At 68.4% G+C, this 23,760-nt stretch carries 24 protein-coding genes; 12 read left to right on the forward strand and 12 right to left on the reverse strand.

Going from position 1 to position 23,760, the window contains the following annotated elements; translation table 11 throughout:
- Positions 1–12 precede the first annotated feature (12 nt).
- On the reverse strand, positions 13–921 hold the full coding sequence (locus tag IEY26_RS10050) for an ABC transporter ATP-binding protein (protein ID WP_188978500.1): 909 nt from the start codon (positions 919–921) through the stop codon (positions 13–15).
- 180 nt (positions 922–1,101) lie between these two features.
- Here IEY26_RS10050 and IEY26_RS10055 point away from each other — a divergent pair, with 180 nt between their 5' ends.
- Positions 1,102–1,851, forward strand: coding sequence for an SDR family oxidoreductase (locus IEY26_RS10055; protein WP_188978502.1), 750 nt, complete (start codon positions 1,102–1,104; stop codon positions 1,849–1,851).
- 68 nt (positions 1,852–1,919) lie between these two features.
- Here IEY26_RS10055 and IEY26_RS10060 read toward each other — a convergent pair whose 3' ends face one another.
- Complete coding sequence (locus IEY26_RS10060; protein ID WP_188978504.1) at positions 1,920–4,577, reverse strand: DNA-directed DNA polymerase; 2,658 nt, start codon at positions 4,575–4,577, stop codon at positions 1,920–1,922.
- Positions 4,578–4,697: 120 nt separating this feature from the next.
- On the opposite strand from IEY26_RS10060, the gene IEY26_RS10065 reads away from it, so the two are divergent.
- From IEY26_RS10065 to IEY26_RS10075, 3 genes are read left to right on the forward strand one after another with little or no spacing between them, the layout of a single operon-like run.
- Positions 4,698–4,883 (forward strand): DUF7331 family protein, encoded by a 186-nt coding sequence (locus IEY26_RS10065; RefSeq protein WP_188978506.1) that lies wholly within the window; start codon positions 4,698–4,700, stop codon positions 4,881–4,883.
- Positions 4,884–4,918: 35 nt separating this feature from the next.
- Positions 4,919–5,209, forward strand: a complete 291-nt coding sequence (locus tag IEY26_RS10070; RefSeq protein ID WP_188978508.1) for a DUF7322 domain-containing protein — start codon at positions 4,919–4,921, stop codon at positions 5,207–5,209.
- Between the two features lie 38 nt (positions 5,210–5,247).
- On the forward strand, positions 5,248–5,685 hold the full coding sequence (locus IEY26_RS10075) for a DUF7346 family protein (RefSeq protein WP_188978510.1): 438 nt from the start codon (positions 5,248–5,250) through the stop codon (positions 5,683–5,685).
- Between the two features lie 3 nt (positions 5,686–5,688).
- On the opposite strand, the gene rad50 is transcribed toward IEY26_RS10075, so the two are convergent.
- The 3 genes from rad50 to IEY26_RS10090 all read right to left on the reverse strand — a co-directional run bounded on the left by rad50 (position 5,689) and on the right by IEY26_RS10090 (position 10,134).
- On the reverse strand, positions 5,689–8,370 hold the full coding sequence (gene rad50 / locus IEY26_RS10080) for a DNA double-strand break repair ATPase Rad50 (RefSeq protein WP_188978512.1): 2,682 nt from the start codon (positions 8,368–8,370) through the stop codon (positions 5,689–5,691).
- Positions 8,367–9,740, reverse strand: coding sequence for a DNA double-strand break repair protein Mre11 (gene mre11 / locus IEY26_RS10085; protein ID WP_188978514.1), 1,374 nt, complete (start codon positions 9,738–9,740; stop codon positions 8,367–8,369). Before mre11 ends, rad50 begins: the two co-directional genes overlap by 4 nt.
- Before the next feature lie 145 nt (positions 9,741–9,885).
- A complete protein-coding gene (locus tag IEY26_RS10090) occupies positions 9,886–10,134 on the reverse strand; it encodes a MarR family transcriptional regulator (protein ID WP_188978516.1) in 249 nt (82 codons plus the stop codon).
- A gap of 126 nt (positions 10,135–10,260) precedes the next feature.
- Between IEY26_RS10090 and pan1 the strand changes: the two genes are divergently transcribed.
- From pan1 to IEY26_RS10105, 3 genes are all read left to right on the forward strand, one after another.
- Positions 10,261–11,472 carry a proteasome-activating nucleotidase Pan1 gene (gene pan1, locus IEY26_RS10095; protein ID WP_188978518.1) on the forward strand — a complete coding sequence of 404 codons (1,212 nt, stop codon included), beginning with the start codon at positions 10,261–10,263 and terminating at the stop codon, positions 11,470–11,472.
- A gap of 443 nt (positions 11,473–11,915) precedes the next feature.
- Complete coding sequence (locus IEY26_RS10100) at positions 11,916–13,901, forward strand: alpha/beta hydrolase family protein (protein WP_188978520.1); 1,986 nt, start codon at positions 11,916–11,918, stop codon at positions 13,899–13,901.
- 109 nt (positions 13,902–14,010) lie between these two features.
- A complete protein-coding gene (locus tag IEY26_RS10105; protein WP_188978522.1) occupies positions 14,011–14,823 on the forward strand; it encodes an aminoglycoside N(3)-acetyltransferase in 813 nt (270 codons plus the stop codon).
- Here the strand turns inward: IEY26_RS10105 and IEY26_RS10110 are convergent, their stop codons facing one another.
- From IEY26_RS10110 to IEY26_RS10115, 3 genes are read right to left on the reverse strand one after another with little or no spacing between them, the layout of a single operon-like run.
- Positions 14,824–15,156, reverse strand: a complete 333-nt coding sequence (locus IEY26_RS10110; RefSeq protein WP_188978524.1) for an SHOCT domain-containing protein — start codon at positions 15,154–15,156, stop codon at positions 14,824–14,826.
- A gap of 49 nt (positions 15,157–15,205) precedes the next feature.
- On the reverse strand, positions 15,206–15,337 hold the full coding sequence (locus IEY26_RS17675; RefSeq protein WP_268239808.1) for a hypothetical protein: 132 nt from the start codon (positions 15,335–15,337) through the stop codon (positions 15,206–15,208).
- 25 nt (positions 15,338–15,362) lie between these two features.
- On the reverse strand, positions 15,363–15,566 hold the full coding sequence (locus tag IEY26_RS10115; protein WP_188978526.1) for a DUF5800 family protein: 204 nt from the start codon (positions 15,564–15,566) through the stop codon (positions 15,363–15,365).
- A gap of 105 nt (positions 15,567–15,671) precedes the next feature.
- On the opposite strand from IEY26_RS10115, the gene IEY26_RS10120 reads away from it, so the two are divergent.
- Both IEY26_RS10120 and IEY26_RS10125 read left to right on the forward strand, forming a co-directional pair.
- Positions 15,672–16,517 (forward strand): polymer-forming cytoskeletal protein, encoded by an 846-nt coding sequence (locus IEY26_RS10120; RefSeq protein ID WP_188978528.1) that lies wholly within the window; start codon positions 15,672–15,674, stop codon positions 16,515–16,517.
- Between the two features lie 213 nt (positions 16,518–16,730).
- Entirely contained in the window at positions 16,731–17,912 is a 1,182-nt protein-coding gene (locus IEY26_RS10125; protein ID WP_188978530.1) for a redox-regulated ATPase YchF, read from the forward strand.
- Positions 17,913–18,148: 236 nt separating this feature from the next.
- On the opposite strand, the gene IEY26_RS10130 is transcribed toward IEY26_RS10125, so the two are convergent.
- Genes IEY26_RS10130 through IEY26_RS10145 form a run of 4 tightly spaced genes read right to left on the reverse strand, consistent with a single transcriptional unit; the run spans position 18,149 to position 20,874 of the window.
- Complete coding sequence (locus IEY26_RS10130) at positions 18,149–18,907, reverse strand: competence/damage-inducible protein A (protein WP_188978532.1); 759 nt, start codon at positions 18,905–18,907, stop codon at positions 18,149–18,151.
- 43 nt (positions 18,908–18,950) lie between these two features.
- On the reverse strand, positions 18,951–19,346 hold the full coding sequence (locus IEY26_RS10135; protein ID WP_188978534.1) for a hypothetical protein: 396 nt from the start codon (positions 19,344–19,346) through the stop codon (positions 18,951–18,953).
- A gap of 45 nt (positions 19,347–19,391) precedes the next feature.
- On the reverse strand, positions 19,392–20,513 hold the full coding sequence (locus tag IEY26_RS10140) for a pyridoxal phosphate-dependent aminotransferase (RefSeq protein ID WP_188978536.1): 1,122 nt from the start codon (positions 20,511–20,513) through the stop codon (positions 19,392–19,394).
- A gap of 31 nt (positions 20,514–20,544) precedes the next feature.
- The gene (locus IEY26_RS10145; protein ID WP_188978538.1) at positions 20,545–20,874 is read right to left on the reverse strand and encodes a DsrE family protein; all 330 of its coding nucleotides are present in this window, start codon (positions 20,872–20,874) and stop codon (positions 20,545–20,547) included.
- A 212-nt stretch (positions 20,875–21,086) separates the two neighbouring features.
- Here IEY26_RS10145 and IEY26_RS10150 point away from each other — a divergent pair, with 212 nt between their 5' ends.
- From IEY26_RS10150 to IEY26_RS17445, 3 genes are read left to right on the forward strand one after another with little or no spacing between them, the layout of a single operon-like run.
- The gene (locus IEY26_RS10150) at positions 21,087–22,136 is read left to right on the forward strand and encodes an ABC transporter substrate-binding protein (RefSeq protein ID WP_188978540.1); all 1,050 of its coding nucleotides are present in this window, start codon (positions 21,087–21,089) and stop codon (positions 22,134–22,136) included.
- Positions 22,133–22,978, forward strand: a complete 846-nt coding sequence (locus tag IEY26_RS17440) for an ABC transporter permease (protein ID WP_229774022.1) — start codon at positions 22,133–22,135, stop codon at positions 22,976–22,978. The genes IEY26_RS10150 and IEY26_RS17440 overlap by 4 nt, the downstream gene beginning before the upstream one ends.
- Positions 22,966–23,718: an ABC transporter ATP-binding protein gene (locus IEY26_RS17445; protein ID WP_229774023.1), complete on the forward strand. Its 753-nt coding sequence runs from the start codon at positions 22,966–22,968 to the stop codon at positions 23,716–23,718. The genes IEY26_RS17440 and IEY26_RS17445 overlap by 13 nt, the downstream gene beginning before the upstream one ends.
- Positions 23,719–23,760: the final 42 nt, after the last annotated feature.

Raw genomic sequence — 23,760 nt, forward strand, 5'->3', positions numbered from 1 at the left:
GGTGTACTCTCGTTAGGCCGCGTTGTAGACCTGGTCGCGCACCCAGTCGTACCCCTTGTCTTCGAGCTCCTCGGCGAGCTCGGGACCGCCCTCTTTGACGATCTCGCCGTCGAGCATGATGTGGACGGTGTCGGGTTCGATGTAGTCGAGGATGCGCTGGTAGTGCGTGATCTGGAGGACGCCGGTGCCCTGCTCGTCGCGGAGGGCGTTGACGCCGTTCGCGACGTCCTGGAGGCGGTCGATGTCCAGCCCGGAGTCGATCTCGTCGAGCACCGCGATGGCGGGCTCGAGGATGGCGGCCTGCAGGACCTCGTTCTGCTTCTTCTCACCGCCGGAGAAGCCCGCGTTCAGGTAGCGCTGTGCGAACTTCTCGTCCATGTCGAGGAGCTCCATCTTCTCCTTCAGGAGCTGCTGGAACTCGGCGACGCCGACCTCGCCCTCGTCGTAGTCGCCTTCCATCGGACTCGTGTCGTAGCCCGCTTCCTCTTCTTCTTCGTCGTCGTCGTCCTCGCCGAAGAGGAGCTCTTCGCGCTCCTCGATCTTCGCGTTCAGCGCGGTGCGGAGGAAGTTCGTCATCGTGACGCCCTCGATCTCCGCCGGATACTGGAACGCGAGGAACACGCCGAGCGCCGCGCGCTCGTTCGGCTCCAGGTCGAGGAGGTCCCACGTGCGCGCGTCGTCGGGGATTTCGTCGACGTCACCGAAGTCGTCGTCGTCGAGGTGCAGGAGGACCTCGCCCTCCGTGACCTCGTACGCCGGGTGGCCCGCGATAATCTTCGACGTCGTGGACTTCCCGCTCCCGTTCGGCCCCATCAGGGCGTGGATTTCGCCCGAAGCGACCTCGAGGTCGACGCCGTTGAGGATCTTCTCCCCTTCTTCCGCTACTTCCGCGTGGACGTTCTTCAGCTCTAGCGTAGCCATTGATTAGGTCATCCGAAACCTAGCGGTTGAGGGGGATAATGGTTACGCATCGACCCCCACGTCTTCGACCTCTAGAAAAATTATTTTGCTGTACGGAAACACGGTGCCGCCTCCGGAGGCGGCGTGGAGAGAACTGCTGGCTCCGCAACGACGAAGCCGCGCGCGTCCGTCCACCCAGCCATGACCGACCAGTCACGGCCGCTCGCGGACCACGCCGCCATCGTCACCGGTGCCAGCTCCGGCATCGGCGAAGCCACCGCCCACGCGCTCGCCGCCGACGGCGCGAACGTCGTCCTCGCCGCCCGCAGCGAGGACGCACTCGAAGCCATCGCCGACGACATCACCGACGAGTACGCCGTCGACGCCCGCGTCGTCCCCACCGACGTCACCGACGTCGACCAGGTCGAAGCCCTCGTCGACGCCACCGTCGACGAGTTCGGCGGCCTCGACGTCCTCGTCAACAACGCCGGCCTCGGCCGCGGCAGCGACGTCCCCGGCCTCACCGACGAACAGTACGGCCAGATGATGCGCGTGAACTGCGACGGCATGTTCTATACCACGCGCGCCGCCCTCCCCCACCTCACCGAGTCCGAGGGGAACCTCGTCTTCGTCGGGAGCTTCGCCGGCCAGTACCCGCGTCCCTCGAACCCCGTCTACGCCGCGACGAAGTGGTGGACGCGCGGGTTCGCCCACTCCGTCGAAGCCGCCCACGGCGACGACGGCGTCGCCGTCACCGTCGTCAACCCCAGCGAGGTCAGAACGAAGTTCGGGAGCGAGGACGGCACCGCCTTCGACGAAGCCTTCGAACCCGGCGACGTCAGTGAGCCAGAGGAGGTCGCCGACGCCATCGCCTTCGCCGCCCGACAGACCGCCCCCACCACGACGAGCGAAATCGACGTCTACCGCCGCGACAAGTTCAGCGGCTTCTAGAAGAACTCAGGGAGGTTTACGCGACTTCAGGCGGCTTCAGACAGCTTCGAATCGGTCTGTCCCCACAGCTACATGAAGTTGCCGAGCCCGGTCTGGGTCTGTCCGCTCCGCACTTCCTCCCAAGAGACCCCGAGGGCTTCGATGACGCGTTCGATGGGGCCTTTCAGGGTCTTGTCGAGCATCTTGTCCCAGTCGATTTCGAACGCGTCGGGGAGCTGGTCGGCGTACTCGTAGCAGATGACGTCGGGGTCGCGTTTGAACTCGAGGTAGAGCGGGTCCTCCTGGAGCTCCGGGCGTTCGTCTTCGACGCGCCGCCAGAACTCGGGGTGGACCTTCTTCAGGTAGAGGCGCTTCGGCTTCGACCCGCGCTGGAAGTTCGTGCCGAGGAGGAGGTTCGCGTACTTCGCGCCGCGGACCTGCGCGGTGTCCGTATCGTAGTTGTCGAGGCGCTTCCCGATACCCCCCGGAATACCGACGTCGTCGAGGTCGACGTCCCCGGACTGGAAGCGCTCGATGACGTCGTGCACGTACTCCTTCACGTTCTCCGTGTCCTCGCCGTGTACGATTTTCTCGATGACCTCCTTCTGGACTTCCTTCGTGATCGGCGCGATGTCCGAGCGCTTGTACTCGAAGCCAGTGATGTCGATGTCGTCGACGTCCTTCCCCTCCTTCCAGACGATGTGGCCCGCGTAGCGCTTCTTCTTCCCCGCCTGGAAGAACCGCCGGTAGAGTTTCTCTAACTCGATCTGGAAGCGGTGGTCGTCGGCGTTGAGCTCCTCTTTCGCGAACGCGTCGTAGCGGCCGTTGATGTGCTCCTCGATGTCGAAGGACGTCTCGATGGCCTCCTCCTTCGAAAAGTCGTGTCCGAGTTCCAACATGACGGAGTCCGTATCGCCGTAGGCGACCTCGTGGCCGACCTCGTTGGCGGCGGTCTCGGTGAACTGGATGACGTCGCGGCCGGTGGCGGTGACGGCGGCACCCATCTCCTTGTCGTAGAGGCGGAACCGCTCCCAGCCGAGCACGCCGTACAGCGAGTTCATGATGACCTTCACTGCGGCTTGCTGGCGGTCGTAGCGCTCGTAGGCCTGACTGCCGGGAGCGTTCTCGTTCCGCAGGCTCTTCTTCTCCTCGCGCTCGCTGAGCGTCTCGTCGATGATCTCGCGGATGATGCCCGCCGGCTCCTGCCGGAAGTGCGTGCCGTTCGGCGCGCGGAAGGTGTCGCCGTCGTAGGCGTCGGGGTCGACCTTCGTCTCCGGCGACGCGTTGATGGTCACCATGCACATCGGGTAGAGGCTCTTCAGGTCGAGCACGGTGACGTTCTCCTTGACGCCGGTAATCGGTTCGAAGACCGCACCGCCCTCGTAGTCCTCCGACTCCTGTTGGCCCTTCGAGGGGAGGACGAAGTGGCCGAAGGCCTTGTGGAGGACGTACATGTCGACGGCGTCGCCCGGGGTCGTCGCGTCTTCGAGCTTGCAGCCGACGAAGGACGCGACCTCCTCCCAGAACGGGATGACTTCCTGTTTCTCGTCGATTTCGACGCAGAGTTCGACGTCGCGAACGTTGTACTCGAGGAGTCGTGTCGGGTCGTCCTCCCAGAGGTCGCCGATGTCACCGGTGTATCGTTCTTTCCCGACGCCGAGTTCGGTCTCGGCGACGGCGTCCAATCGGTAGGAGTCGAGCTCGGAGAACTGCGTGCGCTGGTAGGCGTAGAGGAGGTCGAAGACCACGCGGCCCTTCACGTTCGGGCCGCCCCAGCCGCCCGTCCAGACCTCCTCGACTCGCGAGAGCCGGTCGTAGTCGAGGCCGAGGACGTCGAGGCGGTCGATGAAGTAGGGCGCGTCGAAGTCCTCGAAGTTCCAGCCAGTGAGGACGTCCGGGTCCGTCTCCTGGATGTAGTCGACGAAGGCTTCGAGCATGGCTTCCTCCTCGTCGAAGACGCGGACGTCGACGGTGGCGTCGGCGCTCTCGTCGAGGAGCGCGTAGTCCACGAGCTCCTCGGGGGGTTCGGTGTCGCCGGCGGGGGCGTCGAAGAGCCACGCGACGTACTCGTCGCGGTAGGAGTCGTGGCTCGTGAGGCAGACGATGGGCTCCTCGCCGTCTTCGGGGAAGCCGTTGCGGTCGTCGACTTCGATGTCGAAGGTGTTGACGCGGAGGTTCGCCTCGGCTTCGACGGCTTCGAGCTCTTCGTGGTGGACGACGAGCGCGCCGTCGTCGTCGCGGCGCTCGGGGACGCGGACGCCGCTGTTGATGTCCTTGTCGATGAGGAGGCGGTTCGGGAAGAGGATGTCCGCCTCGTAGTGGTCGAACTCGTCGCGGATGTTCCCGACGTCGCGCGGCGTGCGGCCGTAGATGCGCGTGAGGGCCTCGCCGCGGATGGACTCGTAGCCCTCCTCGGTCCCGGTGATGACGTTCTTCGCGAGTTTCTCCTCGGTGAGGGAGTCGGTGGGTGCGTAGAAGTACGGGCGGAACCCGATGACTTTGACGTGTTCGGGGGTGTCGTCGGCGCGCCGGCCGAAGACGTGGACGACGGGGCGTTCGCGTTCGTCGTAGCCCTCGACGGTGTAGTCGACCTGGGTGACGGCGAGGTCGAGCGTCGAATCGATCTCGGGGAGCGCGCCGGCGTCGGCGTCCAGGACCTCGCTGACGTCCGGGGTCTCGTCCCCGGCGACCGCCGCCGCCTCCTGGTCGGGGCGGTCCGTGAAGTCCGTGAGGCTGGTGTTCGGCATTACCAGTGCCTCAGTCCTCCCGGGCAAAAAGCCCGCGCATCCCGCGAGAGTGAAGCGAAGTCCGACTGGGGGAAACCCTCTTATACTTGGTAACACGTAGCACAATTCGAGGTGTCAGAAGTGTCCGACCGCGCAACGGCAGACGACGAAGCGAGCCGGAACAACGTGGCCCAACTCCCGGAGGCCGACGATGCCCCGGACGTCGAGGCCTACGAGACGGAAGGAGGCGTCGTACTCTATGACGCGGACAACCCGCTCGCCTGGCTCAAGGCGAGCAACGCCGTCGCGCTGGTCGAAAGCCGATAGTAACGCCTAACTACCGCGCCATCCGCTTTTCTCGCGTGCCGTCCCCGCTCGACATCCTCGACCAGTCGCCGAGCGACGACGAGGACGAATCCGACCCCGACCAGCCGGGGCTCGCCGACATCGACCCCGTGATTCGTCGCGCGTTCGTCAAGCTCGTCCTCGTCATCAACGTCGGCGCGCTCGCCGCCGCGCTCGGCGTCCTCTTCCTCGTGTTCCGCGGGAACTACGTCTACGCCGCCGCCATCGGCGTCCCCGGGTTCGCGCTCCTCGCCTACGCCGCCTACGAGTACCGACGCGTCACCGACTACCGCGACGACCGGGACTAACGCGACACCCCTAACTCCGCGAACCACGAAGAACGGGTATGCAGACGGTCGAGGCCGCCGACGGGACGACCTACGTGCTGGAGAAGCGCTCCGGGGAGAGCAGTCGCGTCCGCGACCCCCGAACCGGCGAGACGACGACCCTCCCGAACGATTCGCTGGACTTCTCGGCGACCGACGACCCCCTCGAAGCCGCCGCCGACGCCGTCGACGCCGACGTCCGCGCCGTCCTCGCCGCCGCCGGGAACGACCGCGCGCTCGGCCTCCTCGTCACCCTCCACCACCAGGGCCCGACGGGCGTCCGCCGCCTCCTCGACGAGACGACGTGCTGTGAGAGCGACCTCCTCGGCCTCGTCACCGGCCTCCGCGCCGCCGGCCTCCTCACCCCAGCGGACACCGAAACCGGCGAAGGCTACGCCCTCACCGAACAGGGCGAACGCGGCGTCGAGAACCTCCTCGCCGTCGACGGCGAACGGTAAGCGTCAGTCGTCGTCGGCCGGTCCCGCGTCGAGCACCGACCCAACGCCTTCCTCCACAGTCGAGCGGTTCGTCGTCGAGTCCTTCGTGACGTGCAGGAGGTCGTCCGCCGCGCCGACGAGCTCCTGGTCGTGGCTGACGACGACGATCTGTTCGACGCCGACGCGCCGCATCGACTCCACGAGCTCGACGAGCTGGCCGACGTGCCCGGAGTCGAGGAAGACCGTCGGCTCGTCGAGGATGAGCGGCGGCATCGGCGCGGCCCCCTCGATGCCTTCCGCGAGCAGCCGGTAGACCGCACAGCGGAGGCTGAGGTTGAAGAGCGCACGCTCCCCGCCCGAGAGCTGCTCGGGGTTCAGCTCCTCGCCGTCCTTCTGATAGACCGTCAGCTCGTACGTCCCCGACAGCGCGATGCGGTCGTAGGAGTCGTTCCGGTAGACGAGGTCGAACGTCTCGTTCAGCAGGCGTTCGAGCTTCTGGACGTTCCGCTGCCGGAGCTCCGCCCGCAGGTCGCCGTACATCGACTCGAGGTCCTGTGACTCCGCGTGGAGCGACTCGAGACGCTCGACGCGCTCGGCCACCTCGTCGCGCTCCTCCCGGAGGTCCTCGAGGTCCTCGATGGCGTTCTCGACCGCGCCGACCTGCCCCCGGAGGGCGTCCCGTTCCTCGCGGAGGTCGTCGAGCTTCGGCCCGACCTTCTCCAGGTAGTCCTCGGCCTTCTGGAGGTTCTCCCTGGCGTTCTCGACGGCGTCGCCGTCGACCTCCGCTTCGAGTTTCGACTTGCGCTCCCGGAGGTCGGCGAGCGTGTCGCGGCGCTCCTCGTTCTGCTCAGCGAGCGTCTCTGCGCGCTCTGCGGCGCGCTCGGCCTGCTCGCGCGCTCGCTCGGCCGCGTCGAGCGCGTCCCCGAGGTCGGCGAGCGTCTCCATCCGCGCCTTGAGCGCGGACGCCTCCGCGTTCTTCGCGGCGAGGTCCTCGCGCGCTTCCTCTGCGTGCTCGCGCGCGTCGACGGCGGCCTCGCGGGCCTCCTCGGCCTCCGCGTCGAGCTCCGCGGCGTCCTCGCGGCGCGCCTCCGCCTCAGCGCGTTTCTCGTCTACCGTCTCCGCCCGGTCGTCGAGGAGTTCTCCGAGCGAGTCCACCCGCGATTCGAGCTCTCGGACCTCGCTCTCCACCGAGACGAGCTCCTCGGCGCGTTCGAGGCGTTCTTCCACCGTCTCCCTCTCCGCCGTCACCGACTCCAGCGTCGCCTCGTGCTCCGCGACCGTCGCCTCGTACTCCGCTAAGTCGGTGACGTGCGGCGACCCCTCCACGTCTTGCCCGCACTCCGGGCACTTCCCCTCGTCGAGGAGTTCCTTCGCCTCCTCGACCCGCGAGCGCGCCGTCGCGAGCTCCTCGCGAACCGCGGTTTCGCGCTCCCGGACGCCCGCGAGCTCCGCCTTCAGTTCGTCGCGGCGCGCCCCGGCCTCGCCGAACGCGACGGGCGTGTCGTCGAACGCCGCGCGCTTCGCCGCCGCTTCCGCTTCGAGTTCCTCGAGGCGCTCGCGGTCCTCCGCGAGTTCCTGCTCCAGCTCGTCCGCTTCCTCGGCGAGGGCGTCCGCCTCCTCGCGCGCCGATGCCGCCCGCTCTTCCAGCGCCGCCGCTTCCTCCTCGCGGGACTCCGCGCGCGTTCCGTGCTCGCTCGCCGACTGCCCGAGCTCTTGAACGGCCGACTGCAACGCCTCGCGCTCCGCTCGGAGTTCCTCGCGCTGCGCGGCGACGGCGTCCGCGTCGGCGTCCTCGACGTCGACCTCCGCGAGCAGCGTCTCCGCGGTCTCCTCGTGCTCGTCGGCGGTCTCACGGTGCTCGCGCGCCTCGCTCTCGAGGTCGTCGCGCTCGCGCTCCGTCGCCGCGATCTTCTCGCGGAGGTCCGTGATTCGCTCCTCGACGTCGTCGAGTTCCGCGCGCTTCTCCTCGTACGCGTCCAGCGTGTCCTCCGCGGACTCCTTCGTCCGGCGCGCGCTCTCCCGGTTCTCCTCGAACCGCTCGATGTCGTCCTCGACCTCCGAGAGCTCCGTCTCCAGCGCGTTCTTCCGCGCGTGGAGGTCCCGGTCCTCGCGCTCCTCGACTTTCCGCTCCTTCTCCTCCAGAACCGCGCGCTGGCTGTCGAGCACGTCCTCGACGGCGAGCCGCGCGTCGCCCGCCCGGCCGCGGTACTCCTCCAGCTTCCCGAGTTGCAGGAGGTCGTCGATCATGTCCTGGCGGTCGCCGGGACTGGCGTCGATGAGCTTGTTCACCTCGCCCTGCCGGACGTACGCGCAGTTCACGAACGCCTCCGCGTCCATCCGCAGGAGCTCCGCGACCGTCGCCTCGACGTCCTGCACGCCGTCGATACTTCCGTCAGGCGTCTCCAGCACGCAGTCCGGCGTCGACGCCCGCCCGGACGACACGCGGACGCGCCGGCGGAGGTGGTAGTCCTCGCCGGCGTGCGTGAACCAGAGTTCGATCTCGGCGTCGTCAGCGCCGATAGTGACGATTTCCTCGAGCGTTCGGTCGAGCGCGCTCGCGCCGTAGAGCGCGAAGAAGCAGGCTTCGAGGAGGCTCGACTTCCCGCTCCCGTTCACGCCGTGAATCACCGTCACGCCGCGGTCGAGCGTCACGTCCGCGTCCGCGAAACACTTGAAGTTCGACAGCCGAACCCGCTCGAACTTCATAGGAAGTCACCCATCGTCGTCACGTCGTCAGCACGCGACTCGCCCTCCGCCGACTCATCGGGACCTGTCTCGTCGGGACTTGCTTCATGGGGAGTTGTCTCGTCGGAACTCGTCGCCTCTTCGTTGTCGCTCACCGTTTCCTCGGCGTCGGCGTCAGTCTGGTCAGCGTCGTCACGTCCATCGTCGCGGTCGTCGGGTTCGGCGTGTTCGTCCGTCTCGCGGCGTTCGTCGATCTCGGCGTCAGTTTCTTCGCCGGGGTCCGCGCGGTCGAACGCGCCGGGGTCGTCGGCGACGAGGGCTTTCACGCGGTCTTTGACGGTGTCGCGGACGTTCGAGTCGGCGACTTTCGACTCGCGGACGGTCTCGTCGATGCCGCGCGCGGCGGGGCTGAGGTCGAGGTCGCGGACGCGCTCCCTGACGGCGTCGTCGGGGTCGGCGAAGGAGACTTCGACGTCGTCGGTCTCGTCGAACTCGCGGCGGTCGTTGACGCGGGTGACGAGCGCGCCGAGGTCGTCGCCGAGCGTCTCGACTTCCGCGGGCGTGACGGTGCTGCCCTCGCCTTCGATGGTGACGACGACGACGGCGTCTTCGAGGTCGTGTTCGCGGACGCGGTCGCGGACGAACTCCGTGCCCTCGTCGCCGGCGAGGTCGAGGTCGACGAAGACGAAGTCGCGGGTGTCGAGGCCGCGCCGCGAGATGTTCGTCTCCTCGGCGAACTCGACGATGTTGTAGCCGCGGGGGTCGCGTTCGCTCGCGCTCGCGCGCTCGGTCGACCCGCAGTAGGTCGCCCACGTCCCCGCGATGTCCACCGTGTCGGCGGCGTGGTTGTCGCCGAGGAGGACGGCGTCGAAGTCGACGTTCGTCTCGTCGAGGATGGCTTCGAGGTCCCAGTCGCCGTGGGGGAACGGCTGGAAGAGGCCGTGGGAGACGAGCGCGGCGTGTTCGGTTTCGGGGTCGGCGAACTGGTAGTCGAGTTGGGGGCGTTTGGATTCGGGGACGTAGTCGAGGCCGTAGAAGGTGGTGTCGCCGACGACGCGGCCGGTGGCGTCGAGGCGTTCGGCGAGGTCGAGCGTCTGGAAGAGGTCGAGCCACTGGGCGTCCCGCGTGCCCTCGTGGTTGCCGACGACAGCTAAGAAGGGGATGTCGGCGTCGGCGAGCGGGCGGAGGACGTCGATGGTGCCGAGGAGGTCTCGGAGGCCGGGGCGGCGGTCGTGGAAGAGGTCGCCGGCGTGGACGACGGCGTCGACGTCGTCGGCGATGGCGTCGTCGACGACGGCGCGGAAGGCGTCGAGGAAGTCCCGTCGGCGCTCGGCCGAGTGGTACTGGCGATACCCGACGTGCGTATCGCCCGTGTGGATAACCCGCGTCATTAACTACTGGTCCTTGTTCGCTCTCCGATAAAGGTTCGACGCTCCGGGGGCACGTAGTGGGTCGAAGGCCACGTGCTCCGGAGCCTGACGGGGGAGAACAGAAGGCGGACGCAGGACGGGTGTGGGATCAGCGGGGTTGTCGGGGTCAGACGTCGAGGGTGTAGAGGCGTTTGCGGGCGTCGGTGAACGAGAAGCGGGATTCGACGACGTCGGCGTCCTCCAGGCGGTTGAGGGCGTAGCGGACGGTGCGCGGGGGGAGGAGGGTCTCGTCGGCGAGTTCGCTCTGCGTGAGGGTGTCGTTGTATTCGAGGACTTTGGCGACGAGTTTGGCGCTCGGGGGGAGGTCGCGGACGCGTTCGAGCGTGTCTGCTTCGGCGTGCTGGATGGCGCTCATACCACACACGAGGGAATACCAGATAATAATATTTGTGCTTCTTCTCTATAACCATCGCGCATCGGATTCGGCGTGGTAATGTGGTGGACCCGAAGTCATTTAAGAGTCTGAGACCTAGCCGAGGTGATGACTGACACCGTCGACGACGTCGAGATGCCCTACGAGGAGGGCGCTCCCCAGCAGGAGCAGATCGAGACCCTGCAGGAGGAACTCGACGCGCTCGAGCGGGAGAACGAGGAGATGCGGGACAAGCTCCTCGACGCGAACGCCGAGAACAACAAGTACCAGCAGAAGCTCGAACGGCTCTCCCACGAGAACAAGAAGCTCAAACAGTCCCCGCTGTTCGTCGCGACCGTTCAGGAGCTCAACGAGAACGGCGCGATTATCAAACAGCACGGGAACAACCAGGAAGCCCTCACCGAGGTCACCCCGGAGATGCGCGAGGGCCTCGAACCGGGCTCGCGCGTCGCGGTGAACAACTCGCTCTCCGTCGTCAAACAGCTCGACGACGAGGCGGACGTCCGCGCTCGCGTGATGCAGGTCGAGGAGTCGCCCGACGTCGGCTACGAGGACATCGGCGGCCTCGACGACCAGCTCCGCGAAGTCCGCGAGACCGTGGAGCTCCCGATGGAGAACCCCGACATCTTCGACGACGTCGGCATTCGCCCGCCGAGCGGCGTGCTTCTCCACGGACCGCCGGGCACCGGGAAGACGATGATGGCGAAGGCCGTCGCCGCGCAGACCGACGCGACCTTCATCAAGATGGCCGGCAGCGAGCTCGTCCACAAGTTCATCGGCGAAGGCGCGAAGCTCGTCCGCGACCTCTTCCAGGTCGCCCGCGACCACGAGCCCGCCGTCGTCTTCATCGACGAGATCGACGCCATCGCCTCCAAGCGCACGGACTCGAAGACCTCCGGCGACGCCGAGGTCCAGCGCACGATGATGCAGCTCCTCTCCGAGATGGACGGCTTCGACGAGCGCGGCGACATCCGCATCATCGCGGCGACGAACCGCTTCGACATGCTCGACCGCGCCATCCTCCGCCCCGGCCGCTTCGACCGCCTCATCGAAGTCCCCAAGCCCAACGAGGAAGGCCGCGAGCTCATCTTCGAGATCCACACGCGCAACATGAACGTCGCCGACGACGTCGACTTCGCCCGCCTCGCCGAGGAGACGAACGAGCTCTCCGGCGCGGACGTCAAGGCGATCTGTACGGAAGCCGGGATGTACGCCATCCGCAACGACCGCACCCAGGTCACCATGGACGACTTCCGCCACGCCCGCGACAAACTCCAGCGCGACGAACCCGACGGCGAAGTCTCCAAGACCTTCGCCTGAAAGCCCTCGGCGCGCGCCCCTCGCCCCGTTTCATGTCCCTCCAGGGGCACCCCTACCGCTGTACAGACGACCGACAGATCGCCCGCCGCACGGCAAGCGAGACCTTCGGTCCCGTGGGCGCGACACGTTCTGCGTAGGTTCTCGAGAGAGCCTCCGACGACGCGCTCCCCGGCGATACTGTATCGCGCGTCCTTTGTCGACTGGCTTCCGCCGGCGAGGCCCGAGCGGGCCTCCGCCCGTCGAGTTCCGACACTGCTCCGCCACTGACCGCTCCACCGCTACCTGACGCCGGAGGTCTCGGCCGCGCGCTCTCGGCCACGGACCCGTCCTTCGATGTCTGGGTCCGCTGGCCTCACCGGCCTGATAGCGCGGAGCGCTCCTAGGCGAACCGCGGTCGACGCCACCGAAACGTTTAGTCTGGTGGCATGTCAGCCTGATAGCGTATGGACGGGTTCCGGGACGGCGTACACGGCTACCGCGACGTGGCGGACGAGTTGTTCGAGTACCTCCGGAGGTGTGCCGACCCCGAGCTGGCCGCCGCGAGAGACGCGAAGGACGCGCTCGACTCCCCCGAAGCGTTCGAAGCGCGTCGCGACAGCGTCCGCCGGGACTTCCTCGACGCCATCGGCGGGCTCCCGGACCGGCCGCGCTCTCTCGACGCGAAGGTGACGGGGACGCTCACCGGTGACGCCTACGCCGTCGAGCGCGTCGTCTTCGAGAGCCGACCCGACTTCCACGTCACGGCGAACTGCTACGCGCCCGCCGCCGACGGCCCCCATCCGGCGGTTCTCTTCCTCTGCGGGCACGTCCCGGAAGCGAAGGCCGACGCCCTCAACCAGCGGACCTGCGCAGAGCTCGCCTCGAACGGGGTCGTCGTCCTCGTCGTCGACTCGATCGCGCAGGGCGAGCGTACCCAGTACCCCGACGCGGACGCCCAAGACGTCCTCCGGGATTCGGGCGTCTACGGCCACGCTCACGCCGGCCAGCAGTGCCACTACGCCGGCGCGAACGTCGCGCGGTACCTGCTCCACGACGCCCGCTGCGGCTTCGACTACCTCGTCAACCGCGCGGACGTCGACGCGGAGCGGATTGCGGTCGCCGGGACCTCCAGCGGCGGCGTTCAGGCGGGCTACCTCGCCCTCGTCGACGACCGCGTCGCCGCGGCCCTCCTCTGTTGCTGTACCAGCACCCGCGCGGAGATGCTTCGCACCGGTATCTCACTGGACGACGAGCAGGTCCCCCACGGTGCGATCGCGAACGGGATCGGCTACGACGACTTCGTGACGGCGCTAGCGCCCCGTCCCGTCTGCGTCGGCGCTGCCGCTTCCGACTTCTTCCCCGTCGAAGGCGTCGAGGCGACTGTCGAACGCGCTCGCGAGGTCTACGACCTGTACGACGCCGAAGGAAACCTCGACCTCGTCGTCAGAGACGGCACGCACAGCGCCATCGCGGAGTTCGGTACGCCCGTCTACGAGTGGCTCTGCGACGCCCTCGACGCCGGCGACTACGAACCCATCGACGGTTTCCACCCCCGCGACGAGGCCGCACTCGACTGCACTCCCGGCGGCGATGTTCTCGACGCCTACCCGCACGAACGGACCGTCACGGACCTCGTCGCCGACGACCTCGTGCCCGACCAGACGAACGCACGAGGCGATGGCGGAACCGGGAGCGGCCACGAGACCGACGCGGCGGCCCTTCGAGAGCGCGTCACCGAAACGCTCGGGCTGGAACGGGACACCTGCGCGCGCCGACCGCGGTTCGTCACTCGCGAGGAGTCGGGCGGACTCGACGTCCGACGGGTGTTCTTCCGGACCGAGCACGACCCGGACATCACCGTCACGGGCCTGCTCGTCACAGCCTCGAACGCGGCGGGGGACGAGCGCGATGCCGGCGCGCCGGCAGTGGTGCTCTTCGAAGACGGTACCGAGGAGGCGGCGAACCGCGAGGGCGACGTTGCGTCGCTCGTGGCGGAGCACGGGACGGTGCTGGTCTTCGACCCGCGCGGCGTCGGCGCGGTACGGAACCGGGAACTCCCCGATACGTGGGTGACGGGCGACTACGACGACGTCTACGGGTCGGAGTACACGCTCTCCCGGGACGCGTCCTTCCTCGGTGAATCCCTCTTCGGGATGCGTGTCTTCGACGTCGGGCAGGCGGTCGCGTTCCTCCGTGAGGAGACCGGCTGCGAGGACGTGGCGCTCGTCGGTGAGGGCGTCGGCGCGTACCACGCGCTCTACGCGGCCGCCGCGGCGCGCAACGTCTCGGCGGTCGACCTCCGCGACCTCGGTCCGAGCTTCCGCGAGCGCGGGACAACCGCCGACCGCGCCGTCGACCCGCGTCTCGATGTCTACGACGTCCTCGACTGCGACGTCCCGGACGCGCTCGCCGCGCTCAGCGAGCGAGGAGTCGCCGTGCGACGCGACTGACGAGCGCGGCACCGCGAGACGCTAGCCAGTCCACGACGACCCGCCTCCGTTTCGAGTACTGTTCTCACGGAGGGAGAAGACCCATACCGGGGCGGCGGAAGTGGCGAGTATGAGCGAAGCATCGGCGGTGGAGCGGTCGGAGCGACCGGTGACGAAGGAGCGGCTCGTCGAGGACTTTCGGGCGCTCGGCGTCGAGGCCGGCGATACCCTGCTCGTGCATTCGTCGCTGCGCGCGCTGGGGTGGGTGCCGGGCGGCGCGCAGACCGTCGTCGACGCGCTCCAAGAGGCCGTGACCGCGGCTGGAACTATCGTGATGCCGACGCACACGTCGCACCTCTGTAGTCCGGAGGCGTGGTCGAACCCGCCGATTCCCGAGGCGTGGCTGGACGAGGTGCGGGCGTCGATGCCGGCGTTCGATCCGGTGAAGACGCCGACGCGCGGGATGGGCGCGGTCGTGGAGTGCTTCCGGCGTTATCCCGACGTGGTCCGGAGCGACCACCCGCAGTACTCGTTCGCGGCGTGGGGCGCAGACCGAGACGCAATCGTCGAGGGTCACGCGCTCGACGGCGGGCTCGGCGAGGCGTCGCCGCTCGCGCGCGTCTACGACCGGGACGGGCGGGTGTTGATGCTCGGCACGGACTACCAGACGTGCACGTCGCTCCACCTCGCGGAGGACCGCGCTGACTACGCGAAGGCGGAAACGACGGAGGAGGGGCCGGTTCGAGCGGACGGCGAGCGCGCGTGGGTCGAGTGGATCGACATCGAGCGGAGCACCGACGACTTCCCGGTGGTCGGCGGGGCGTTCGAGGCCGCACGACCGGACGCCGTCACCGAGGGAGAGGTCGGCGCGGGAGCGGGAAAGCTCGTCTCGCAGCGCGCGCTCGTGGAGTACGCGGCGGCGTGGTTCGGCGAGGAGCGCTGACTACTCGCGTTCGAGGCGCTCTTCGCGTTCTTCGAACTCCTCCGTGCTCAGGTCGCCGCGGCCGTAGGCCTCGCGGAGTTCGCGCATCGCCCGGTCGTCGGTCCCGCGGACGAGGACGACGACGAGGTAGACGAAGAGGGCGAGCAGGACGAGCGGCACGAGGACGAAGAAGAGACCGAGCACGCCGATTCCCGCGCCGCCCATCATCCCGCCGTAGCCCATCATTCCGCCGTAGCCCAGCATCCCGACCGGGACGAGGACGGCGACGACGAGCAGCGGGAGGGCGACGACGACGCCGAGGACGACGAGGAGGGCTTTCAGCCAGTCTTCCATACCGTCTAGAGAGTCGGGATGGGTGATAAATCTGAATCCCGGTCGCAGTTTAGAACGCGAGGAAGGCGAGGTAGGGGAGGAGGAAGAGGAGGACGGTGAGTCCGGCGAGGATGAGGAGGTAGGAGACAGCGGTCGCGCCGGCGGTGCGCCAGGAGGGGTGGTCGAAGTCGAGGGTGGCCATACGCGTCCTGTGGACGCGCGGGGCCTTAGTTGGACCGGAGGATGTCTTGCACGCGGCGGGGTTCGCCGGAGAGGTTCGGGTCTTTCTCGACGATCTGGAGGATTTCGTGGTCCGTGACGTCGACGTACTCCTTCTCGGTGGCGCGTTCGATGAGGTCGCGGTCGAGGCGGAACTCGGTGCCTTCGTAGACGACGTCGACGCCGTCGTCTTCGACGGAGAGAACGGTCATGTCACCCGGTAGGGGGCGAACAGACAAAAGTCGTGCGTCACGGGAGTTCCGGACCGGTCCGCATCGGCCACACATTTTATCAGTACTAAGGACATTGGAAAAAATATGCTTGGAGCCGACCCCCTCGACAAACTCGTCATCCCGGACGGGACGACGATGGAAGAACACCGCCTCGTGACTGACCGGGACGTCCTCGTCGGCGGCCAGTCCCGAGTCGAGTTCGGAATCCGCGGGAACAACATCCTCGCCGGCGAGCGCGTGGAGTTCGGCGGCGAAGTCGAAGCGGAAGGCGACGCCCGCCTCGACATGTGGACGACGGTCGACGGGAACGTCGTCGTCGGTCGGAACGCCTACCTCGGCGAGCGCGTCCTCGTCGACGGCCGCCTCGTCGTCGGCGGCGACCTCGACATCGGCGACGACGTCGACATCGACGAAGGCTTCGAAGCGAACGGCTGGATCGTCATCCGCAACCCCATGCCGACGGTCGTGTTCTTCATGGCCTACCTCGCCCACCTCCTCAAGATCGGCGCGGACGACGAAGCGAAAGAGCTCATCGAGGACCTCGCCGGCGACGAGGCCGACCACCCGATGCGCGTCCCGCGCAACGCCCACATCTCCGACGACGCCTGGCGCGTCTCCACCCCCGCCGTCATCGGCGACGAATGCCGGCTCCACGGCAACCTCCGCGCCCGCAACATCGAGGTCGGCGAGGACGGGAACATCTTCGGCAGCCTCCGCTCCCAGCAGGACATCCACATCGGCGCGGACACCAAAGTCCACGGCGACGTCACCACCCGCGGCGGCGACGTCACCATCGAAGAGGACGCCACCATCCTCGGAAACGTCGTCGGCGCGGACGTCGAAGTCCAGGAGGGCGGCCGCGTCCAGGGCCGCATCCGCGCGAACGGCGAAACCAACCTCTCCGCGTCCGCCCGCAGCGAAGCAGACTAACCCCTCGACGCACCACCCCGCTCGGCACGTCCGGCCGCGGCTCCCCCGGACGAACCACGCCCGCTCTCGCCGAACCCCACACTCGACCAGCCACCGGCACGCGAGCAGCCATCCCTCCTCGTCTGTCGAACCGGCTCGCATGCGTGTCTCTCCCCGTCTGCCGAACCGCCGAGTACCGAAACCACCTTTCCGGCGACGGCCCGAGAGGCGGATATGCTCTCTGTTGCGCTCGCGGGGAAACCGAACGCGGGCAAATCCACGTTCTACACCGCGGCCACCCAATCCGAAGTCGACGTCGCGAACTACCCCTTCACCACGATCGACGCGAACCGCGGCGTCACGCACGTCCGCACGGAGTGTCCGTGTCTCGCGCGCGAGGAGCGCTGCGGGCACGAGAACTGCCACGACGGGAAACGCTACGTCCCAGTGGAGCTCCTCGACGTCGCCGGTCTGGTGCCGGGCGCACACGAGGGGAAAGGCCTCGGGAATCAGTTCCTCGACGAGCTGACGAACGCGGACGTCATCCTCAACGTAGTGGACGCGTCGGGCGCGACGAACGAGAAGGGCGAGCCCGTGGAACCGGGGAGTCACGACCCCCTCGACGACGTCGACTTCATCGAAGAGGAGATGGACCTCTGGCTCGCGAGCATCATCAACCGGAACTGGGAGGGCGTCGAGCGCCAGTCGCGCAGCCCGGGCTTCGACATCGACGAGGCGCTCGCCGACCTCCTCACGGGCTTCGGCGCGACGGAGAACGACGTCGCCGTCTGCCTCCGCGGCATGGAGTACCCGGAGAACCCGCGGGCGTGGACTGACGAGCACCGCGAGACGCTCGCGCGCGCCATCCGCTCCCGGACGAAACCCATCGTCGTCGTCGCGAACAAGGTCGACGAGGCGTCCGAGGAGAACGTCACGCGCCTCCTCGAACTCGACAAACCCGTCGTCCCCGCGACCGCACAGGGCGAACTCGCGCTCCGCCGCGGCGCGGACGCCGGCGTCCTCGACTACGACCCCGGCGACGACTCCTTCGACGTGCTCGACGACCTCCCCGAGGACCGCGCCGCCGTCCTCGACGACCTCGCCGCGACGATGGACCGCTGGGGCGGCACCGGCATCCAGGCCGCCCTCGACGAAGCCGTCTACGGCCTCCTCGACCGGATCACCGCCTACCCCGTGCAGGACGCCTCGAAGTGGACGGACGGCACCGGAACCGTCCTCCCCGACGCCTTCCTCCTCCGCCGCGGCTCGACCCCCGTCGACCTCGCGTATGCTGTTCACTCCGACATCGGCGACGGCTACCTCCACGCCATCAACGCCCGCACAGGCCGGGATATCGGCGAAGACTACGAACTCGAAGACGGCGACGTCGTGAAAATCGTGAGCACCGCGAACTAACGACGCACGGTTCGCGCTGGCTCGCGGGTCGCTCTGCTCGCCGTTCGCCTTTTCCGCGGTTCTCGCTCGGCCGCTTCGCGCTGGCTCGCGTGTCGCTCCCTATCGGTCGCTCCCGCTCGCCTTGACGCGGTTCTCGCGCGAGTGCGACCGAGTGCGAGCAGGGAGGAACTCGTTCCGACCGTGCTCGCTCGGCCGCTTCGCGGCCTCGCTCCGAACCGCGTTCACTCCGAACTGCGTTACTCCTCGGAGTAGTCGGTTTCTTCGACGTGGCCGCGGAGCCAGTAGACGGCGTCGGCGACGTCGTTCGCGTCGGTTCCTCGCACTGTGATGCGGTTCGGGCGGTCGCCGGTCCCGGCGTAACTTCCCACCGTCACGTCGAAGCGTTCCTCGGCGTCGCTGGGGATGCTGCCGAGGTCGCCTTCGGGGGTGTCGGTCCAGATGGTTTCGGAGACGACGTCGCCTTCGAAGTCGTCGGCGACGCGTTCGAAGACGGCCCGCATCTCCGCGGGGACGCCGGGTGTGACGTAGACGGTTCCGGACGGCGGGCTGCCGGGGTCGCCGCCGACGACGTAGCCCGGAGAGAGCCCCTCGTCGTTCTCGACGACGCGCGCGCCCTCGGGGACGACTGCCCACGCGTCCGGGTCGATGTCGACGGCGTCGCGGCCGCGTTTCTCTCTGTACCGCCGCATGCGTTCTGCGATGCGGTCGCGGACGTCGGGGTCGACGGTGCGCTCGCGGCCGAGCGCGGCGGCGACGGCCTGCGTGGTGACGTCGTCGTGCGTGCCGCCGAGCCCGCCGGTGACGATGACGGCGTCGAACTCCTCGCGCCAGTCGCGGACGTAGGCCTCGATGACGTCCGGCTCGTCCGGGACGGCGAGGATGCGCGTGACGGTCGCGCCGCGCGCCGTGAGTTCGCGCGCGAGCCAGCTCGCGTTCGTGTTCTCCGTCGCTCCCGTCAGGAGTTCGTCGCCGACGGTGAGCAGCGCGATGTCCATACCGGAGCGAGTCGCGCCGGCCGTGTAAGCGTTCCCGATTCGACTACTCTCGCCGCCGGTAGACGCCGAGGGCGTGACTCGCCGCCATGCTCGGCAGGGTGAACGCGGGGAAGAAGAGGAAGCCGTAGAGGAAGAGTCCGAAGAGCGCGGGAACCCCGCCGGTGAGCGGCGTCGGCGGGTTCGCGCTGCCGATGCTCGTCGCGAGGACGACGCGGCCGTAGACGAGGAAGTACGCGAGGCCGACGAGCGGCCCGGTGACGAACCCGGCGGCCGCGCCGTCCAGCCACTCCCGGCCGGTGTTCCGAGAGAAGACGCCGGTGACGACGCCGGGGACGAAGACGACGGCGAGCGCGACCGGGATGGGGAGAGGGAGGGCGGTGACGGTGACGACGGCGACGACGCCCGCGAGCGCGGCGGCGACGATAGCGCGACGGTCCATACGTCCGTGTCGCGGCCGCGCGGGCTTCAGGGATTCGACTTCGCGCTACCGGACGGCCGCGGTCGCCTCCCGCATGACGTCGATGGCGGCCTCGATGTCGTCCATGCTGGCGGCGTAGGAGATGCGGGCGTAGCCCTCGCCCTGCGCGCCGAAGGCGTCACCGGGGACGACGACGACGTCGCGCGAGAGGACTTCGTCCACCCAGCCCTCGGGGACTTCGGGCATGACGTAGAACGCGCCCTGCGGGGAGGGGACGTCGAGACCCATGTCGCGGAGCGCGTCGACGAGCACGTCGCGGCGCGCCTCGAACTGCTCGACCATCTCCCCGACAGGCTCCTGAGGGCCGGAGAGCGCTTCCGCGGCGGCGTACTGGGCAGGAGCGGACGCGCAGGCCTGCACGTACTGGTGGACGCGGAGCATCCGCTCGATGCGTCGCGTGCTCCCGGTCACCCAGCCGAGCCGCCAGCCCGTCATCGAGTACGCCTTCGAGCAGGCGTTCACGAGCACGACGTTGTCGGTCTCCGCGAACTCCATCGGCGAGCGGTGTTCGCCCTCGTAGACGATGCGCTCGTAGACCTCGTCGGTGATGCAGAGGACGTCGTGTTCGTCGGCGATGCGCGCGAACTCACGCATGTCCGCTTCGGGGTTCACTGCGCCCGTCGGGTTCCCGGGCGAGTTCACGATGAAGACCGCCGTGTCGTCGGTGATGGCGGCTTCGACGTCCGCGGGGTCGAGCGTCAGGTCGTCGCGCAGCCCGACCGGGACCGGTTCGCCGCCCGCGAGATACGTGAGGTTCTGGTAGGCGACGAACCCGGGGTCGGGGATGATGACTTCGTCGCCCTCGTCGACGTGCGCCTCCATGGCGATGTGGAGTGCTTCGCTCCCGCCAGCGGTCGCGATGACGTCGTCCGGGTCGACGTCGAGGTCGTTGTCGCGCGCGTGCTTCGCCGCGATGGCCTCGCGGAGCTCCGGAATGCCCTTGTTGCCCGTGTAGGCGTCCGCCCTCCCGGACTCGACGGCGTCGACGGCCGCCTGCCGGGCGTTCGTCGGCGTCGGGAAGTCCGGCTGGCCGATGCCGAGGTTGATGGCGTCCGCGCTCGCCGACTCGAAGACCTTCCGGATGCCGCTGATGGAGATGGATTCGACGCGCTCCGAGAAATCCGTCATGCGCTAGAGGCCGCCGCGCGCGCCGATAAAGTTAGGGTTTGACGTAGGCGTAGCCGCCCGACTGGAGGCGGGTGAGCTCGCCGACGCCCGACGAGACGACGTCGACGCCGTCGGCGAGGTCGTCGGGCGTGAGGTCGTAGCGGTCGAGGGAGTTCGCGCACGCGAGAAAGTCGACTCGCCCGCCGAGGTCGGCGACGTCCTCGCGGTACTCGCCGCGCCGCAGGAGCGCGCGCACGCCGTCCCCGTTCGCCACGACCGCGACCGCGTCGACGCGAACCGTCTCGTCGCCGAGGAGGTTCCGCGCGTTCGACAGTGCGCGCGCCGCCCGGTCCGCGCTCCCGAGGTGGAAGACTGTCTGCATACGCACAGAGTCGCCGCCGAATCACGAAAACCCATCGCACACACCGAGGCGACAGTTGCCGCTACCTACGACGCGCCCGTGGTGGCGCGACCGAGCGTTTCCCGCCCGCAGCGCGTGATACCCGACTAATCCCGCGTCCTGCGACGTCACGTACCGTGGCTCGCTTCACCGTTATCTGGGAGGGAAAGGGCACGGAGAACAAACGACGAGTAATGACGAAGCAGACTCGTTCGACGCGGCGGCGATACCTCCAAGCGACCGGCGGCGCGCTCGGCGCGGCCGGCCTCACCGCCCTCGCCGGCTGTTCCGGTGGCGGCGGGAGCACGGAGTCCCTGAGCGTCGCGTACATGCCCATCTACCCCGACATGCAGCACTTCGTGATGGAGAAAGAGGGGTACTACGACGCGCTCGACGCCGACGTCGAGGCCACGGAGTTCTCCGACGGCCCGAGTATCGTGCAGGCGTACGCGACCGGCGACTACGACGTCGCGCTCTTCGGCGTCGTCCCGGCGATGATCGTCATCGACAAGACCGGGTTCGCGAAGGTCACCGCGGCGAACATCCAGAACGCGATGCAGATTCTCGCGCGCGACGAGTTCGCGGCGATGTACGACGAACAGGGGAAGGACGCCTTCGCCGCGTGGGAAGCCGAGAAGGGCGAGAAGTTCACGTTCGGCACGTTCCCGCCGGGCTCCGTCCCCGACATCCTCCTGCGGTACTGGCTGGAGCAGGAACTCGGCCTCGACCCGGGGAGCGACGTCAACATCGAGTCGCTCGGCGGCGCGGGGCCCGTCCGGCAGGCGCTCGCTGCCGGGAAAATCGACGGTACGTCCATCATGGAGCCCGTCCCGACCATCGCCAACGAGAAGGGGATGGGATACTCCAGCATCGCGTGGGCGGGCGACTTCATGCCCGGCCAGCCCGCCGCCGTCACGATGATGCACGACGACCTCCGGAACGACCGCCCCGAGCTCGCAAAATCCTTCCTCGAACAGCACAAGAAGGCGACCGCGTTCACCGAGAACAACCCAGATGCCGCGGCGAAGCACGCGAGCGACGTCATCGGCTCCGACGCCCTCCCCGTCGACCTCGCGCGGAAAGCGATGGACTCCCCGGCCTCGGACTTCATCTCGAACCCCCACCAGATCGAGTCCGGAACGGAGACGTTCGCGGCGTACGCGAACCGGCTCGGGAAGACGAGCACGGAGCTCTCGGTCGACCAGATATTCGACTACTCCCTCTACGATAGCGTGAGCGAATGAGCGAGCGTGGAACCGTCGGCGGGCGGGCCCCCGGCGTCGACCGCGGCGCGTCGACCACCCGACAGCGCGTCGCCCGCGGCGCTGCCGGCACCGTCGCGTTCCTCTGCGTCTGGTGGGCGGCGGCGACCCAGTTCCCCATCTATCTCCTCCCCGGTCCGGTGGAGGTCGCGACCGCGTTCGGCCGGCAGGTCGCGTCCACGGCGACCTACACCGTGCCGTTCACCGGAACGGACGTCGCGCTGTCAGCGGTCGTGACACACCTCCTGCAGAGCCTCCAGCACTACCTCCCGGGCCTCTTCATCGGCTCGACGCTCGGCGTCCTGCTCGGCGTGCTCGTCGGCTGGTTCGCGCTCGTCGACGACGCGCTCACGCCCGTCATCCGCGTTCTCCGGCCGATTCCGCCGCTCGCATGGGTCGCGTTCGCTATCGTCTGGTTCGGCATCGGCCACACCGGCGCGACCTTCATCGTCTCCATCGGCGCGTTCTGGATCACGTTCTACAACGCGCTGAGCGGCGTCGAGAGCGTCGACAGGGAAGTCCTCGAAGCCGCGGCGAGCCTCGGCGTCCACGACCACGCGACGATGATTCGGAAGGTCGTCCTCCCCGCCGCGAGCCCGGGCATCTTCACCGGGCTCCGGACGAGCATCGGGCAGTGCTGGATGATCGTCGTCGCCGCCGAACTCGTCGGGCCGCCCGGCGTCGGCGAGGAGATCCTCATCGCCGCGCAGAACCTCGCGCTCGACGTGAGCGTCGCCTACATGCTCGTTATCAGCGCGGTCTTCCTCGCGAGCGACGCGGCGTTCCGCGCAGTGGAACGGGGGGTGCTCGCGTGGCGGACGTAGACGCGAAGGTCGTCGTCGACGCCGTCTCGAAACGCTTCGAGGGCCGGCAGACCGTACAGGCGCTCGACGATGTCTCATTCGACGTCGCGGACGGCGAGTTCGTCTGCATCGTCGGTCCCTCCGGCTGCGGGAAGACGACGCTCTTCCGCATCATCGCCGGCCTGGAGACCGCGACGGCGGGCGCTGTTCACGTCGACGGCGACCGCGTGACCGGGCCGAGCACCGACCGCGGCATGGTCTTCCAGGAGTACGGGCTCTTCCCGTGGCGGACCGTCCGCGGGAACGTCCGCTTCGGCCTCGAACAGGAAGACGTCACGGCCGCGGAGCGCGACGAACGCGTCGAGGAGATGCTGGACCTCGTCGGGCTACGAGACGCCGCGGACCAGTACCCGAAGGAGCTGTCCGGCGGGATGAAACAGCGCGTCGGCATCGCTCGCGCGCTCGCCGTCGACCCGGACGTCCTCCTGATGGACGAGCCGTTCGCGAGCGTCGACGCGCAGACGCGCGCGAACCTCCACACCGAGCTCCTCCGAATCTGGCGAGAGACGGCGAAGACGGTGCTCTTCGTGACGCACGACGTCGAGGAGGCCGTGACGCTCGCCGACCGCGTCGTCGTCCTCCAGCCCAGCCCCGGGCGACTCAAAGAGGTCGTCCCCGTCGACCTCGACCGCCCCCGGGACCGAACGACGAGCGCGTTCCGCGAGTACGAATCGCGCATCCGCTCGCTCATCGGCGACTAGGGGCGAACAGGCGGCAGACCGCTCCCGGACCGCGTGCCGCAC

The organism is Halocalculus aciditolerans (assembly GCF_014647475.1).
Classification (GTDB): domain Archaea; phylum Halobacteriota; class Halobacteria; order Halobacteriales; family Halobacteriaceae; genus Halocalculus; species Halocalculus aciditolerans.

Excerpts from the sequence above, each read along its gene's own strand:
- IEY26_RS10050 (WP_188978500.1), bottom strand. The coding sequence starts at position 921 with ATGGCTACGCTAGAGCTGAAGAACGTCCACGCGGAAGTAGCGGAAGAA.
- IEY26_RS10055 (WP_188978502.1), top strand. The coding sequence starts at position 1,102 with ATGACCGACCAGTCACGGCCGCTCGCGGACCACGCCGCCATCGTCACC.
- IEY26_RS10060 (WP_188978504.1), bottom strand. The coding sequence starts at position 4,577 with ATGCCGAACACCAGCCTCACGGACTTCACGGACCGCCCCGACCAGGAG.
- IEY26_RS10075 (WP_188978510.1), top strand. The coding sequence starts at position 5,248 with ATGCAGACGGTCGAGGCCGCCGACGGGACGACCTACGTGCTGGAGAAG.
- rad50 (WP_188978512.1), bottom strand. The coding sequence starts at position 8,370 with ATGAAGTTCGAGCGGGTTCGGCTGTCGAACTTCAAGTGTTTCGCGGAC.
- mre11 (WP_188978514.1), bottom strand. The coding sequence starts at position 9,740 with ATGACGCGGGTTATCCACACGGGCGATACGCACGTCGGGTATCGCCAG.
- IEY26_RS10090 (WP_188978516.1), bottom strand. The coding sequence starts at position 10,134 with ATGAGCGCCATCCAGCACGCCGAAGCAGACACGCTCGAACGCGTCCGC.
- pan1 (WP_188978518.1), top strand. The coding sequence starts at position 10,261 with ATGACTGACACCGTCGACGACGTCGAGATGCCCTACGAGGAGGGCGCT.
- IEY26_RS10100 (WP_188978520.1), top strand. The coding sequence starts at position 11,916 with ATGGACGGGTTCCGGGACGGCGTACACGGCTACCGCGACGTGGCGGAC.
- IEY26_RS10105 (WP_188978522.1), top strand. The coding sequence starts at position 14,011 with ATGAGCGAAGCATCGGCGGTGGAGCGGTCGGAGCGACCGGTGACGAAG.
- IEY26_RS10110 (WP_188978524.1), bottom strand. The coding sequence starts at position 15,156 with ATGGAAGACTGGCTGAAAGCCCTCCTCGTCGTCCTCGGCGTCGTCGTC.
- IEY26_RS17675 (WP_268239808.1), bottom strand. The coding sequence starts at position 15,337 with ATGGCCACCCTCGACTTCGACCACCCCTCCTGGCGCACCGCCGGCGCG.
- IEY26_RS10115 (WP_188978526.1), bottom strand. The coding sequence starts at position 15,566 with ATGACCGTTCTCTCCGTCGAAGACGACGGCGTCGACGTCGTCTACGAA.
- IEY26_RS10120 (WP_188978528.1), top strand. The coding sequence starts at position 15,672 with ATGCTTGGAGCCGACCCCCTCGACAAACTCGTCATCCCGGACGGGACG.
- IEY26_RS10125 (WP_188978530.1), top strand. The coding sequence starts at position 16,731 with ATGCTCTCTGTTGCGCTCGCGGGGAAACCGAACGCGGGCAAATCCACG.
- IEY26_RS10130 (WP_188978532.1), bottom strand. The coding sequence starts at position 18,907 with ATGGACATCGCGCTGCTCACCGTCGGCGACGAACTCCTGACGGGAGCG.
- IEY26_RS10135 (WP_188978534.1), bottom strand. The coding sequence starts at position 19,346 with ATGGACCGTCGCGCTATCGTCGCCGCCGCGCTCGCGGGCGTCGTCGCC.
- IEY26_RS10140 (WP_188978536.1), bottom strand. The coding sequence starts at position 20,513 with ATGACGGATTTCTCGGAGCGCGTCGAATCCATCTCCATCAGCGGCATC.
- IEY26_RS10145 (WP_188978538.1), bottom strand. The coding sequence starts at position 20,874 with ATGCAGACAGTCTTCCACCTCGGGAGCGCGGACCGGGCGGCGCGCGCA.
- IEY26_RS10150 (WP_188978540.1), top strand. The coding sequence starts at position 21,087 with ATGACGAAGCAGACTCGTTCGACGCGGCGGCGATACCTCCAAGCGACC.
- IEY26_RS17440 (WP_229774022.1), top strand. The coding sequence starts at position 22,133 with ATGAGCGAGCGTGGAACCGTCGGCGGGCGGGCCCCCGGCGTCGACCGC.